This is a genomic window from Micromonospora sp. AMSO12t (genome assembly GCF_008806585.1).
Taxonomy (GTDB): domain Bacteria; phylum Actinomycetota; class Actinomycetes; order Mycobacteriales; family Micromonosporaceae; genus Micromonospora; species Micromonospora reichwaldensis.
Genome location: NZ_WAAS01000186.1, coordinates 1 through 12,932 on the forward strand (window position 1 = coordinate 1; position 12,932 = coordinate 12,932).

A 12,932-nucleotide genomic window follows, 5' to 3' on the forward strand; every position below is an offset into this window, starting at 1 on the left:
GCCGCCCCGCGCGGCGCGGCCGTCGGCACGCCCGCTGAGTCACCCTCCCCGCCCGGCGCGGCCGTCGGCACACGGCGCCCCGCCGCGCCGGAGGGGGAGTCGGGGACGCGCCGTCGGGGCGGAACAATAGACTCGCTCCGGTCACCGCGCGTCACGCATCTCGGCCGCGCGGCCGACACCCGGTCCGACCCGCAGCACCGTCACGAAGGGGGCACCGATGGCCGCCATCTCCCGCGAGGAGGTCGCGCACCTGGCGCGACTGTCGCGGCTAGCCGTCTCGGAGGAGGAGCTGGACACCTTCGCCGGCCAGCTCGACGTGATCCTCCAGGCGGTCGCGCAGGTCGGCGAGGTCACCGCGGCGGACATCCCGCCGACGTCGCACTCGGTGCCGCTGACCAACGTCCTGCGCGACGACGTCGTGGTGCCCGGGTTGACCCCGCAGGAGGCGCTGTCGGGTGCGCCCGACGCCGAGGAGCAGCGGTTCCGCGTACCGCGGATCCTGGACGAGGATGTGGCGTCATGAGCGATCTGATCAGACTGACCGCGACGGAGATCGCCGGGCTCGTCGCCGCCGGTGAGGCCTCCGCCGTCGAGGTGACCCGGGCGCACCTGGACCGGATCGCCGCCGTCGACGACCGGGTGAACGCGTTCCTGCACGTCGACTCCGAGGGCGCGCTCGCCGCCGCCGCCGAGGTCGACGCCCGCCGCGCCGCCGGCGAGGAGCTGGGCCCGCTGGCCGGCGTGCCGGTCGCCGTCAAGGACGTGCTGACCACCAAGGGCGTGCCGACCACCGTCGGGTCGAAGATCCTGGAGGGCTGGCGCCCGCCGTACGACTCGACGATCGTGCAGCGGCTGCGCGCCGCCGGCACGGTGATGCTCGGCAAGACCAACATGGACGAGTTCGCGATGGGCTCCTCCACGGAATACTCGGCGTACGGGCCGACGCACAACCCGTGGGACCTGAGCCGCATCCCGGGCGGCTCGGGCGGCGGCAGCTCCGCGGCGCTGGCCGCGTACGAGGCGCCGCTGGCGATCGGCTCCGACACCGGCGGCTCGATCCGCCAGCCTGGCGCGGTCACCGGCACCGTCGGCGCGAAGCCCACCTACGGCGGCACCTCCCGCTACGGCCTGGTGGCGTTCTCGTCCTCCCTGGACACCCCCGGCCCCTGCGCCCGTACGGTGCTGGACGCCGCGCTGCTGCACGAGGTGATCGGCGGGCACGACCCGCGCGACTCCACCTCGATCCCGCAGCCCGTGCCGGACGTGGTGGCCGCCGCCAGGCTCGGCGCGACCGGCGACCTGACGGGCGTGAAGCTCGGCATCGTCACCGAGTTCGCCGCCGAGGGCGCCGAGCCGGGCGTGCTGGCGGCGTTCCGCGAGTCGGTCGACGCGCTGGCCAAGCTGGGCGCCGAGATCGTCGAGGTGTCCTGCCCCCACTTCCGCTACGCGCTGCCGGCGTACTACCTGATCGCCCCGAGCGAGGCCTCCTCCAACCTGGCCCGGTTCGACGGCGTCCGCTTCGGCCTGCGGGTCGGCGACGACGGCAACCGGTCGCTGGAGGAGGTCATGTCGCTGACCCGGGAGGCCGGCTTCGGCGCCGAGGTCAAGCGCCGCATCATGATCGGCACGTACGCGCTCTCGTCGGGCTACTACGACGCCTACTACGGGCAGGCGCAGAAGGTCCGCACCCTCATCACGCGGGACTTCACCGCGGCGTTCGAGCGGGTCGACGCGCTGATCTCGCCGACCACCCCGTTCGTGGCGTTCCCGCTCGGGGCGCGCACCGCCGACCCGTACCAGATGTACCTGGCCGACCTGTTCACGATCCCGACGAACCTGTACGGCGGGCCGGGCATCTCGGTGCCGTGCGGGCTCTCCGACGGGCTGCCGGTCGGCTTCCAGATCATGGCCCCGACGATGGCCGACGACCGCATGTACCGGGTCGCCGCCGCGCTGGAGAGCGCCGTCGGCACCTTCACCCCACCGGCACTGTGAGGCAGGAGCTCAGATGACGACGACACTGCCCGCGTACGACGAGGTCGTCGCGCGCTACGAACCGGTGATCGGCCTGGAGACCCACGTCGAGCTGGGCACGAACACCAAGATGTTCTGCGGCTGCCCGACCGACTTCGGTGGCGAGCCGAACACCCGGGTCTGCCCGGTCTGCCTGGGCCTGCCCGGCTCCCTGCCGGTCGCCAACCGGGCCGCCATCGAGGCGACGATCCGGATCGGCCTGGCGCTGAACTGCTCGATCGCCGAGTGGTGCCGCTTCGCCCGGAAGAACTACTTCTACCCGGACATGCCGAAGGACTTCCAGATCAGCCAGTACGACGAGCCGCTGTGCTTCGAGGGCTACCTGGACGTCGAGGTCAACGGCGAGCTGGTGCGCATCGGCATCGAGCGGGTGCACCTGGAGGAGGACACCGGCAAGACGCTGCACGTCGGCGGCGCCACCGGTCGCATCCACGGCGCCACCGAGTCGCTGGTCGACTACAACCGGGCCGGCATCCCGCTGGTGGAGATCGTCACCAAGCCGGTCCCCGGCACCGGCGCGCTCGCCCCCGAGGTGGCCCGCGCGTACGTCACCGAGCTGCGCGACGTGCTCCGCTCGCTGGGCGTCTCCGACGTGCGGATGGAGGAGGGGTCGCTGCGCTGCGACGTGAACACCTCCCTCAACCTGCCCGGCGAGGAGTGGGGCACCCGCACGGAGACCAAGAACGTCAACTCGCTGCGGTCGGTCGAGCGGGCGGTCCGCTCGGAGATCATCCGGCAGGCGTCCGTGCTCGACGCGGGCGGCCGGATCACCCAGGAGACCCGGCACTTCCACGAGGACACCGGCGACACCACGCCGGGCCGGTCCAAGGAGACCGCGACCGACTACCGGTACTTCCCGGAGCCCGACCTGGTGCCGCTGGCGCCGGACACCGCATGGGTCGCCGAGCTGAAGGCCGCCCTGCCCGAGCTGCCCCGGCTGCACCGCCGGCGGCTCCAGGAGCAGTGGGGCCTCTCCGACGCGGACATGCAGTCGGTGCTCAACGCCGGTGCCGTCGAGCTGATCGAGGCCACGGTCGCCGCGGGCGCCACCCCGGCCGCCGCCCGCAAGTGGTGGCTGGGCGAGCTGTCCCGGCGGGCCAACGAGACCGGCGTGGAGCTGGCCGACATCGGGGCCACCCCGGCGCAGGTCGCCGAGCTCCAGGGCCTGGTCGACGCCGGCAAGCTCAACGACAAGCTGGCCCGTACCGTGCTGGAGGGCGTGGTGGCCGGCGAGGGCTCGCCGACGCAGATCATGACCAACCGGGGCCTGGAGGTCGTCTCCGACACGGGCGCGCTCACCGCCGCCGTGGACGAGGCGATCGCCGCCAACCCCGACATCGCCGACAAGATCCGCAGCGGCAAGGTCGCCGCGGCGGGAGCCCTGGTCGGCGCGGTCATGAAGACCACCCGTGGCCAGGCCGACGCCAAGACCGTCCGCGAGCTGATCCTGGAGCGCCTCTCCGCCTGACCTGAAAGGAAGGGCACCTTCCTGACGTTTTCCGTATAGGAAGGTGCCCTTCCCTACACCTGAGCCGCCGCGTGCGTCCGTCGTGCGCGGCGGCTGTGCACGCCGCGCAGCCCGCCCGCCCCCGACCGGCCGTCAACGGTGACTGCCGGACCCCTGGAGTCGACCGTGAACCGTACCGACCTCGACGTCCTCGACGAGATCCAGCAGCGGGTGCTCTGGCTCGCGACCCGGATCGTGGACGCGGCCAACCACGACCGGGACACCGGCGACGGGGTGAAGGTCGGCGGGCACCAGGCGTCCAGCGCCTCGCTGGTCACCGCCATGACGGCGCTGTGGTTCGCGCACCTGGACGCCGAGGACCGGGTGGCGGTCAAGCCGCACGCCTCGCCGGTCTTCCACGCCATCCAGTACCTGCTGGGCAACCTCGACCGCTCCTACCTGACGAGGCTGCGCGCCCGGGGCGGGCTCCAGTCGTACCCGTCGCGGACCAAGGACCCGGACGAGGTCGACTTCTCCACCGGCTCCGTCGGGCTCGGCGCGGCGGCGCCGCTCTTCGCCGCCGCGACCCGGCGCTACGTCGACGCGCACTTCGGCGCCCGCCCGCACTCCCGGTTCGTCGCGCTGATCGGCGACGCCGAGCTGGACGAGGGCAACATCTGGGAGGCCGTCGCCGACCCGGCCACCACCGGCCTGGGCAACGTGACGTGGCTGGTCGACTTCAACCGGCAGTCGCTGGACCGGGTGGTGCCCGGGGTGCGGATCAACCAGTGGCGGGGCCAGTTCGAGGCTGCCGGCTGGCACGTGGTGGAGGTCAAGTACGGCCGTCGGCTCGCCGAGGCGTACGCCCGGCCGGGCGGCGAGGCGCTGCGCGACTGGATCGACGCGATGCCCAACGAGCAGTACCAGTCGCTGTTCGGGCTCACCGGTGCGGCGCTGCGCAAGCAGTTCCTCGACGGCGCACCCGACGGCATCGAGGCGTTCATCGCCGACGTCGGCGACGACGAGCTGGGGCCGCTCGTCACCGACCTGGGCGGGCACGACATGGCGGCGATGCTCGACGCGTACGCCCAGTGCGACGCGGTCACCGACCGGCCCAGCGTGGTCTTCGCGTACACCGTGAAGGGTTGGGGTCTGCCGATCGCCGGCAATCCGCGCAACCACTCGGCGCTGCTCACCGCCGAGCAGGTCGACGCGCTGCGCGCCGCGCACGGGCTGACGCGCGAGACCGAGTGGGACCGCCTGGACCCGGCGTCGGAGGCCGGCATCCGGGCCGGCGCGCGCCGGGAGGCGCTGTCCCGCGCGCCCCGCGAGCGGGCGCTGGGCGTCACCGTCCCGGAAACGACGCGGGTACGCGCGAACAAGCCGATCTCGACGCAGGAGGTCTTCGGCCGGGTGCTGGTCGAGCTGGCCCGCAACCCGGAGGTGGGCCGCTACCTGGTGACCACCGCGCCGGACGTGGCGACCTCCACCAACCTGGCCGGGTTCATCAACAAGACCGGCGTCTTCGCCCCGACCGAGCAGCGCTCCTGGACCGAGGACCGGATGCTGCGCTGGACGGAGAGCCCCGCCGGGCAGCACATCGAGCTGGGCATCTCGGAGATGAACCTGTTCCTGCTGCTCGGGCAGCTCGGCCTGTCGTGGGACCTGTCGGCGCAACCGCTGCTGCCGGTCGGCACGGTCTACGACCCGTTCGTGCTGCGCGGCCTGGACGCGTTCCTCTACGGCACCTACTCCGGCTCCCGGTTCGTGGTCGCCGGCACCCCGTCGGGCATCACGCTCGCCCCGGAGGGCGGCGCCCACCAGTCGACCATCACCGCCTCGGTGGGCCTGGAGCTGCCCGGGGTGACGTTCCTCGAACCCGCGTACGCGGCCACCCTGGACTGGCTGCTCTGCGACGCGCTGGGCCAGATCGCCGGCGGGGCCGCCCCGTCGGCGACCGCCGCTCCGGCCGAGGACGGGGCGTACTACTTCCGGCTCAGCACCCGCCCGATCGACCAGGCGCCCTTCGAGGCGGCGCGGGCCCGGCTCGGCGACGCGGTGCTGCGCCGGCAGGCGGTCGCCGGGGCGTACCGGCTGGTGGACGCCCACGAGGCGTACCCGCACCTGGCCGACGCCCCGGTGGTGCAGCTCGCCGCCTCCGGCGCGGTGCTGCCCGAGGTGCTCGCCGCGGCGGCGGAACTGGCCGAGGAGGGCATCGCCGCGCACGTCGTCGACGTCACCTCGCTGGACCGGCTCTACCGGGCCTGGCAGCGCACCCTGCGCCAGGGCGTACGCACGGCCACCGTGCCGAGCGTGCCGGGCGCGCTGCGTTCGGCGTTCGCCGACCGGGTGCCGGTGGTGACGGTGCACGACGCCGCCTCGCACGCCATGGCCTGGCTCGGCTCGGCGCTCGCCGCCCCGGCGGTGCCGCTGGGCGTGGACGAGTTCGGCCAGTCCGGCAGCGTCCACGAGCTGTACGACCTGCACGATCTGCTGCCCGGCAGCATCGTCAACGCCGCCCTCGCGGCCCTGTCCCTGCGCTGACCCTGCGCTGACCCGCAGGAGCCTGTCGCGGCCCGTCACCCGCCGCGCGGGCGGGCGCGGTTGCGGGTGGACGGCGGCGGCTGGGCGGGCCTGCGGCGTGGGTGCAGGAGGGCGGCCGGGACCCGGTCCCCAGCCTTGTGCTGCGAGACGCTCGAGCCATCGCCGAGCAGCGTCAAGGCCTCCTACGGTCATCCGGAGCAGGGCCAGCCGACGATCGCGGGGCTGATTACCGACAGTAATTCAGGCCCTGCGTGACGGAGTGTGACGGCGAGCGAGAGGTGCGGCAGTGCCGCTTGCGCCCTTTGCTCTGCAGCCACGGATGCACCATGCCTCTGACCAGCTGCGGCGCAAAACGCGCCCGGCGAATGCCGACAGCGGATCGTTGCTGTCAGTCACTGGTGCATCCATGGCTGCAGAGCAAAGCGTCTGAGGGCGTGGTCGGCACCGAACGAGGTCGCTTACTGAAGGTGACGGCGGCAGGTGACGGACGGCGGCGCGGTGACGGCCGCAGGTGGCGGACGGCGGCGTGGTGACGGCCAAGAACGACCGCTCGATGCCGTCGATGGCCAGCATCACGACCGCGGCCACCTCGGCGTGCGCGACGACTCGGGGACCAAGGCCGGGCGATCAGGGGCAGGGCAGGGCAGTCGGAGGCGCGGCGGTCAGGCGGGGCGCGATCACTCGCGCGGCGTTCGGGGCGTGCCGGGTCGACGCGGCGGCGGTCAGCGGGTCGGGGTGGGGGTGACGGGGACGGGAGCACCGGCCTTCGGGTCCTCCACGACGTGCCGCTCCAGGTTCACCTGCGCCTGCCCCGTGCCGCCGACGGTGATGTCGTCGTACGCCTGGAGCAGCTTGTCCTTGTCGAAGTAGAGCACCGTCATCGACAACGGGGTGGGCTTCTCGCCCTCCAGGCCGCGCAGGCCGGCACCGCCCGTGGACCCCTGCACCATCAGCTGGGTGGGTCCCTTCCCGGGCACCTCGGGCAGCTTCGAGACCTGCCGGTCGTGGGTGTGCCCGGCGAGCACCAGCGGGCACGCGCCCGACAGGGGACCGGCGGAGGCCGGGTCGTGCACCAGCGCGATGTTCACCGGGCGCGGCGAGCTGCCTACCGTGGCCGCGAGCTGGTCGCCGACGCCGATGAGCTGGTCCGCGGTCTGCTGGGTGAGACCGCTGCCCGCCGGCGAGGTGTTCTTGTCGGGGGTGAAGCGCGGGTCGCCGATGCCGGCGATGGTCAGCCCCGCGACCGTGGTGGTCGTGTTGCTCAGCACGATCGCGTTCGGCTGGCGGGCCACGGCCGCCGCGGTCCGCCCCGAGTCGTGGTTGCCCCGGATGTAGACGTACGGCTTCCTGAGCAGGCCGATCGAGCCGACGTACGAGGCCTCCGGCTCGGAGCCCCAGTCGGTGATGTCCCCGGTGTCGATCACCACGTCGATGCCGAACTGCTCGACGACGGTGCGGATGAGCTGCCAGCCGGTCGGGTTGAGGTGCATGTCGGAGACGTGCAGTACGCGGGTCGTGCCGGGGGCGGGCTCGTAGACCGGCAGCGACGACACGGTGGTGTAGAGCTGGCTGACGTTGCCGACGATGCGCTGGAGCTGCTCGGCGTACCGGGTGTAGTCGTTCGCGATCCGTCGGGCGTCACCGACGATCGCGGGGGCGTTGACCAGCAGCCCCTCGTAGCGCGGCTCCTCGATCGACTCCGGCCGGATGGTGGCCGCGGCGGTGCCGAGGCTGCTGGCGGTGATCACCAGCGCCAGCCCGCCCGCCCAGGCCGCCCGGCGGGTGTCGCGGAAGAGCAGCAGCGCCAGCAGCAGGGTGACCAGCACCGCCGAGGCGAGCGTCCGCAGGCCGAGGCGCAGCACGCCCTCGCGGACGTCGTCGACGGCCGACTGGCTGGCCCGGTTGATGCTCGCCGGATCGTCGAGCAGCGCCTCCGTGCGGCTCTGGTCCAGCGCGCCCAGCTCCACCGTCAGGTGGGTCGGCCCGTCGTGGCTGTCGAGCAGCAGTGCGCCCAGCGGCGGGATGTCGACGGTGGTGCCGCCGCCCAGCGCCGGCGCGACCGTGAGGTCGGCCTGGAACGGGCCGATGTCCGTGCTGACGCGGCCACCGGCGAGCACGCCGATCACCACGCCGACCAGGGCTACGACGAGGACCGCCAGGGTCCACCCGGTCGCGCGGAGGGCGCGCCGGCCGGTCCGGTCGGCGCCACCCCGCCGGAGCGGGCGCGGGGCAGGACCGGTCGCCGGGGCGTCCTCGTCCCGGTTCGCGTGCTGTTCGTTCTCCTGGCCGTCCATGGTGAGATTCTGACCTGCCCACTGAAGGATCTTGGGAAACCCGGATGAGCCGGTGCGTCAGCTCCGGCCGGCCCCGCCGCCCGCGAAGACCAGCCGCAGCAGCCGGTCGTCCTCGGGTTGCGGCTGGCCCCGCCCGTCGTGGTTCGAGGTGCTCACCCAGATCGAGCCGTCGGGAGCGGCGGCCACGGCACGCAGCCGCCCGAAGCGGTCGGTCAGCAGCTCGCGCGGCTGGCCGAGCACGGTGCCGGTGTCGGTCAGCTCGACCAGCCAGAGTCGCTTGCCGCGCAGGCACGCGGTGACGAGCAGCCGGTCCACGGCGGTGAGCCCGGAGCAGGACGCGTCCGACGTCGGCCACTGGGCGATGGGGTTGACGAAGCGCTTGTCGTCGCCGCGCCCCTCGACCGTCGGCCACCCGTAGTTGCGCCCCTTGGTGACCTGGTTGATCTCGTCCCAGGTGTTCTGGCCGAACTCCACGGCGTACATCCGCTTGCCGGCGTCCCAGGCGATGCCCTGGACGTTGCGGTGGCCCAGCGACCACACCGGGGAGTTCGGGAACGGGTTGCCGGGCGCCGGCTTGCCGTCCTTCGTGATCCGCAGGATCTTGCCGCCGAGGCGCTTGACGTCCTGCGCCTGCGGCCGGTCGCCGGCGTCGCCGGTGCTCGCGTAGAGCAGGCCGTCCGGGCCGAAGGCCAGGCCGCCACCGTTGTGGATGCCGGCCTTGGGGATGCCGGTGAGGATCGGGGCCGGCGTGCCGCCCAGCTCCAGCCGGACGATCCGGTTGTCCCGCTCGGTCGTGTAGTAGACGAAGACCGACTTGTCGCGCTGGTAGTCGGGCGAGACGGCGATGCCCATCAGCCCGCCCTCGCCGGACGCCGCCACGTCTGCGATGGTCTGCACCGGGGTGACCTTCAGCCCGTCGGGCCCCGACTCGGGGCCGACCCGCAGGATCCGGCCGCTGTCGCGCTCGGTGACCAGCGCGGCGCCGTCGGGCAGGAAGGCGATCGCCCACGGCACCCGCAGGCCCTTGGCCAGCACGGTGGTGACGACCTCCTGGCCGGCGCCGCCGGGGCTCGCCGTCGCCGACGGCGTCGGGAAGGTCGGCGGCTCACCGGCCGGGTCGGGCTCCGGCTCGCCGAGGCTGCAACCGGCGGTCGCCAGCAGCAGCGTCGCGCACGAGGCCGCCAGGGCCGTCCGGAGACGGCGGGTGCGGGGGTACGGGGGACGGGCGCTCACCCGGCCCAGGGTAGCCCGCCGGAACGTCCCACCGGGGTCGACGGATCGGACCGACTCGGTGGGGCGGTCAGATCGCCCGGACGGCCAGCAGCGCGACGTCGTCCTCCCGGTGGGGCGCGGCGGTCAACAGCAGGTCGCAGAACTCGCCCAGCGGCAGCCGGTCCGTACCGCCCAGCCGGGCGACCAGCTCGGTCATCCCCTCGTCGATGGACCGGTCCCGCCGCTCGATGAGGCCGTCGGTGTAGAGCAGCAGGGTGTCCCCGGTGGCCAGGTGGGCGTGCCGGCTGGTCCGCCGCACCGGACGGTTCAGCCCGAGCAGCGGCTCCGGCGTCCCGGCGAGCACCTCCACCGTGCCGCCGGCCCGCACCACGAGCGGCGCGGGGTGGCCCGCGTTGCACCAGGTGACCCGCTGGCCGCCGGCGTCGTCGGCGCGCAGCCGCACCAGGGTGGCGGTGGCCGCGGCGGGGATGCGCAGCCCGCGAATCGTCTCGTCCAGGCGGCTCATCAGCTTGTCGACCGCGTCGGGCCGGCCGTACGCGTTGCCCCGGACGAGGTTGCGCAGCTGTCCCATGGTCGCGGCGGCCTCGATGTCGTGCCCGGCCACGTCGCCGATCGCCGCGATCAACTCACCGCCGGGCTGACGGAAGGCGTCGTACCAGTCGCCGCCGACCTCGACCCGGTCCGCCGCCGGCTGGTAGCGGGCGGCCAGCTCGAGGTCGTCGGTGACGGGCAGCCGCGGCAGCATGCTGTGTTGCAGGACGTGCGCGACGTGCCGCTGTTCGCCGTACATCCGGCTGTTGCCGATCGCCTGTCCGGCCCGGCGGCCGACGTCCTCGGCGATGAGCAGGTCGCTGTCGTCGAAGTGCCGCCGTTGGGGCCCGTTGATCAGGGTGATGCAGCCGAGCACCCGTCCGGCGTCGGTGATCGGCACGCTGAGGTGCGACGAGAAGCCGAGGCGGGCGGCGATCTCCGGCATCTCCGGCCCGATCGTGCCCCGCCGCACGTCGGCGAGGGTGGCGGCGCTGCCCAGCACGGGCCGCCCGGTACGCAGCACCGCCCGGGTGATCGAGTCGGGGCTCAGCCCCGTGCGCATCAGCTCGGCGAAGCGGGCGACGTCGGGGGCGCGGGCCGGGTCGCGGTGCGCGGCGGTCACGTCGCGCGGCGCCCCGTCGGGCCCGACCAGGGTCACCAGCGACCAGTCGGCCAGCAGCGGCACCATCGTGTCGCGCAGGTGGCGCAGCGCGGTGGCCACGTCGAGCGTCCCGGCCAGGGTCCCCGCCAGCCCGGCCAGCAGCTCCAGCCGCCCGTTGGCCTCCTCCGCGCGCCGCCGGGCCTGCTCGGCGCCCTCCAGCGCGATCCGCAGCCGCAGCTCGGAGGAGCAGGCGGCGGCCAGGTCGGCGAGCGTCCGCAACTGCTCGGCGGTCCAGTCGCGCGGCTTGTCGTCGATCGCGCAGAGCGACCCGAGGACGTGTCCCTCCAGGTCGGTCAGCGGCATCCCGGCGTACGCCACCACGCCCAGCTCGGGCACGGCGAGGTTGTCCCGCAGGGCGGGGTGGAGCCGGGCGTCCGGCAGCACCATCGGGGTGCCGAGGTCGACGACGTGCTGGCAGAACGAGTGGCTCAGCGGGGTCTGCCGCCGGGCGGCCCACGGCCGGGCCAGGCCCACCTCGCCGGGGAAGAACTGACGTTCGGCGTCGACCAGGGAGACCAGCGCGACCGGCACGTCGAGCAGGTCCCCGACCAGCCGGGCGAACCGGTCGAACGCCTCGTCGGGGGCGGCGGTCAGCCGGGTCTCGGCGAGGGAACGCAGCCGGTCGGGATCGCGGAGCGCCGGGATCGGGTCGGCACGTTCCGGGGCGTCGTCGCGGGAGCCTTCGGTCATCGACCACCTGTCCGTGCCGATGGAGGCCGACCGGCACTCCGGTCCTCCCTTATACCCCCTCCGGACCGGAATCGACGCGGTCGCCGGAGCGTCGCCCTGATCACCTCAGCCGCGTCGGGCGGGCCCGTCCGGGTGCCGGGGGCCGCCCCGCGCGGCGGGCACCCCCGCCGGGGGCTATCGTCGGCGGGCGTGAAGGTATGGATCCCGCACCAGGCCGGCCGGACACTCCTCGGTGAGCTGCCGCCGGAGGTCACGGTCGAGGTGGCCGAGGACGTCTCCCGGCTCCCCTCGGACACCGCCGGCGTCCGGTTCTGGGTGCCCCCCTTCCTGGCCGGCGGGGACGCCACCGCGCTGCTGCGCGAGCTGCCCGACCTGGCGGTGGTGCAGCTCCTCTCCGCCGGGGCGGACGCGTGGGCCGGCCGGGTCCCGCAGGGGGTGACGCTCTGCGACGCCCGGGGGGTGCACGACCCGTCCACCGCCGAGTGGGTGGTCGCGGCGATCCTGTCCCAGCTGCGCGGCTTCCCGGCCCTCGCCCGGGCGCAGGCCCGGCGCGACTGGGCGTACGACGAGGTGGCCCCCACGGACGAGCTGACCGGCAAGCGGGTGCTGATCGTCGGGGCGGGCTCCATCGGCACGGCGGTGCGGGACCGGCTCGCCCCGTTCGAGGTGAGCTTCACGCTGGTGGCCCGGACCGCCCGCCCGGAGCAGGGCGTGCACGGCGTGGCGGAGCTGCCGGGGCTGCTTCCCGAGGCAGACGTGGTGGTGCTGCTGGTGCCGCTGACCGAGCACACCCGGGGGCTGGTGGACGAGAGGTTCCTCGCCGCGATGCGGGACGGCGCGCTGCTGGTCAACGCCGCCCGTGGGCCGGTGGCCCGGACTCAGGCACTGGTCGCCGAGCTGCGTACCGGCCGGATCTCGGCCGCGCTGGACGTCACCGACCCCGAGCCGCTGCCCGCCGACCACGAGCTGTGGGCGATGCCGAACGTGCTGCTCACCCCGCACGTGGCCGGATCGGTGCGCGGCCTGCTGCCGCGCGCGTACCGGCTGGTCGGCGACCAGGTCCGCCGGTTCGCCGCCGGCGAGCCGCTGATCAACACGGTGGTGGACGGCTACTGAGCGGTGCCGGCGCGACGGTGCTCAGCCGGTCGCGCCGGGCAGGGCCTGGCCGGTGGCCGAGATCAGCCGGGGCAGGTCGGTGCCGCGTACGGCCGGCAGCGTGACGCGCTGGCCGTCGTCGAGCCGGGCGACCGCCCGGCCGCGCGGGTCGGCGGCCAGCTCGACGACCCGGTCCCAGCTGATCCGGCGCTGCCCGACCAGCGCCCGCAGGCGCAGCTCGTGGGCGTCCGCGTCGGTGCCGGCCCGCCACGCCCACACCGTGACGGCGAGCGGGACGAGCAGCACTGGCAGCAGGTACCACCGGGCGCCGGCCACCGGCAGGGCACCGAAGAAGGCGACGATCGCGGCGGCCAGGATGGCCTGGTTGTGCCGGAAGTGGACG

At 74.1% G+C, this 12,932-nt stretch carries 9 protein-coding genes; 5 read left to right on the forward strand and 4 right to left on the reverse strand.

The annotated features are described in order from the left end of the window. The first annotated feature begins 217 nt into the window (after positions 1 to 217). The 4 genes from gatC to F6X68_RS23095 all read left to right on the forward strand — a co-directional run bounded on the left by gatC (position 218) and on the right by F6X68_RS23095 (position 6,025). Complete coding sequence (gatC, locus tag F6X68_RS23080; protein WP_151456241.1) at positions 218 to 523, forward strand: Asp-tRNA(Asn)/Glu-tRNA(Gln) amidotransferase subunit GatC; 306 nt, start codon at positions 218 to 220, stop codon at positions 521 to 523. Next, positions 520 to 1,995, forward strand: a complete 1,476-nt coding sequence (gene gatA / locus F6X68_RS23085) for an Asp-tRNA(Asn)/Glu-tRNA(Gln) amidotransferase subunit GatA (protein ID WP_151456242.1) — start codon at positions 520 to 522, stop codon at positions 1,993 to 1,995. The genes gatC and gatA overlap by 4 nt, the downstream gene beginning before the upstream one ends. 13 nt (positions 1,996 to 2,008) lie before the next feature. Beyond that, on the forward strand, positions 2,009 to 3,502 hold the full coding sequence (gatB, locus tag F6X68_RS23090; RefSeq protein ID WP_151456243.1) for an Asp-tRNA(Asn)/Glu-tRNA(Gln) amidotransferase subunit GatB: 1,494 nt from the start codon (positions 2,009 to 2,011) through the stop codon (positions 3,500 to 3,502). Positions 3,503 to 3,667: 165 nt separating this feature from the next. After that, entirely contained in the window at positions 3,668 to 6,025 is a 2,358-nt protein-coding gene (locus F6X68_RS23095; protein WP_151456244.1) for a transketolase C-terminal domain-containing protein, read from the forward strand. A gap of 722 nt (positions 6,026 to 6,747) precedes the next feature. Here the strand turns inward: F6X68_RS23095 and F6X68_RS23100 are convergent. From F6X68_RS23100 to F6X68_RS23110, 3 genes are all read right to left on the reverse strand, one after another. Next, entirely contained in the window at positions 6,748 to 8,319 is a 1,572-nt protein-coding gene (locus tag F6X68_RS23100; protein ID WP_151456245.1) for a metallophosphoesterase, read from the reverse strand. A 57-nt stretch (positions 8,320 to 8,376) separates the two neighbouring features. Continuing rightward, entirely contained in the window at positions 8,377 to 9,552 is a 1,176-nt protein-coding gene (locus F6X68_RS23105; RefSeq protein WP_151456246.1) for a sorbosone dehydrogenase family protein, read from the reverse strand. 67 nt (positions 9,553 to 9,619) lie between these two features. After that, positions 9,620 to 11,434 (reverse strand): SpoIIE family protein phosphatase, encoded by a 1,815-nt coding sequence (locus F6X68_RS23110; RefSeq protein ID WP_151456247.1) that lies wholly within the window; start codon positions 11,432 to 11,434, stop codon positions 9,620 to 9,622. A gap of 189 nt (positions 11,435 to 11,623) precedes the next feature. Between F6X68_RS23110 and F6X68_RS23115 the strand changes: the two genes are divergently transcribed. Next, positions 11,624 to 12,550 (forward strand): 2-hydroxyacid dehydrogenase, encoded by a 927-nt coding sequence (locus F6X68_RS23115; protein WP_151456248.1) that lies wholly within the window; start codon positions 11,624 to 11,626, stop codon positions 12,548 to 12,550. Positions 12,551 to 12,571: 21 nt separating this feature from the next. Here F6X68_RS23115 and F6X68_RS23120 read toward each other — a convergent pair. Next, positions 12,572 to 12,932: PH domain-containing protein (locus F6X68_RS23120; protein ID WP_151456249.1), on the reverse strand; the 361-nt coding region annotated here is incomplete at its 5' end.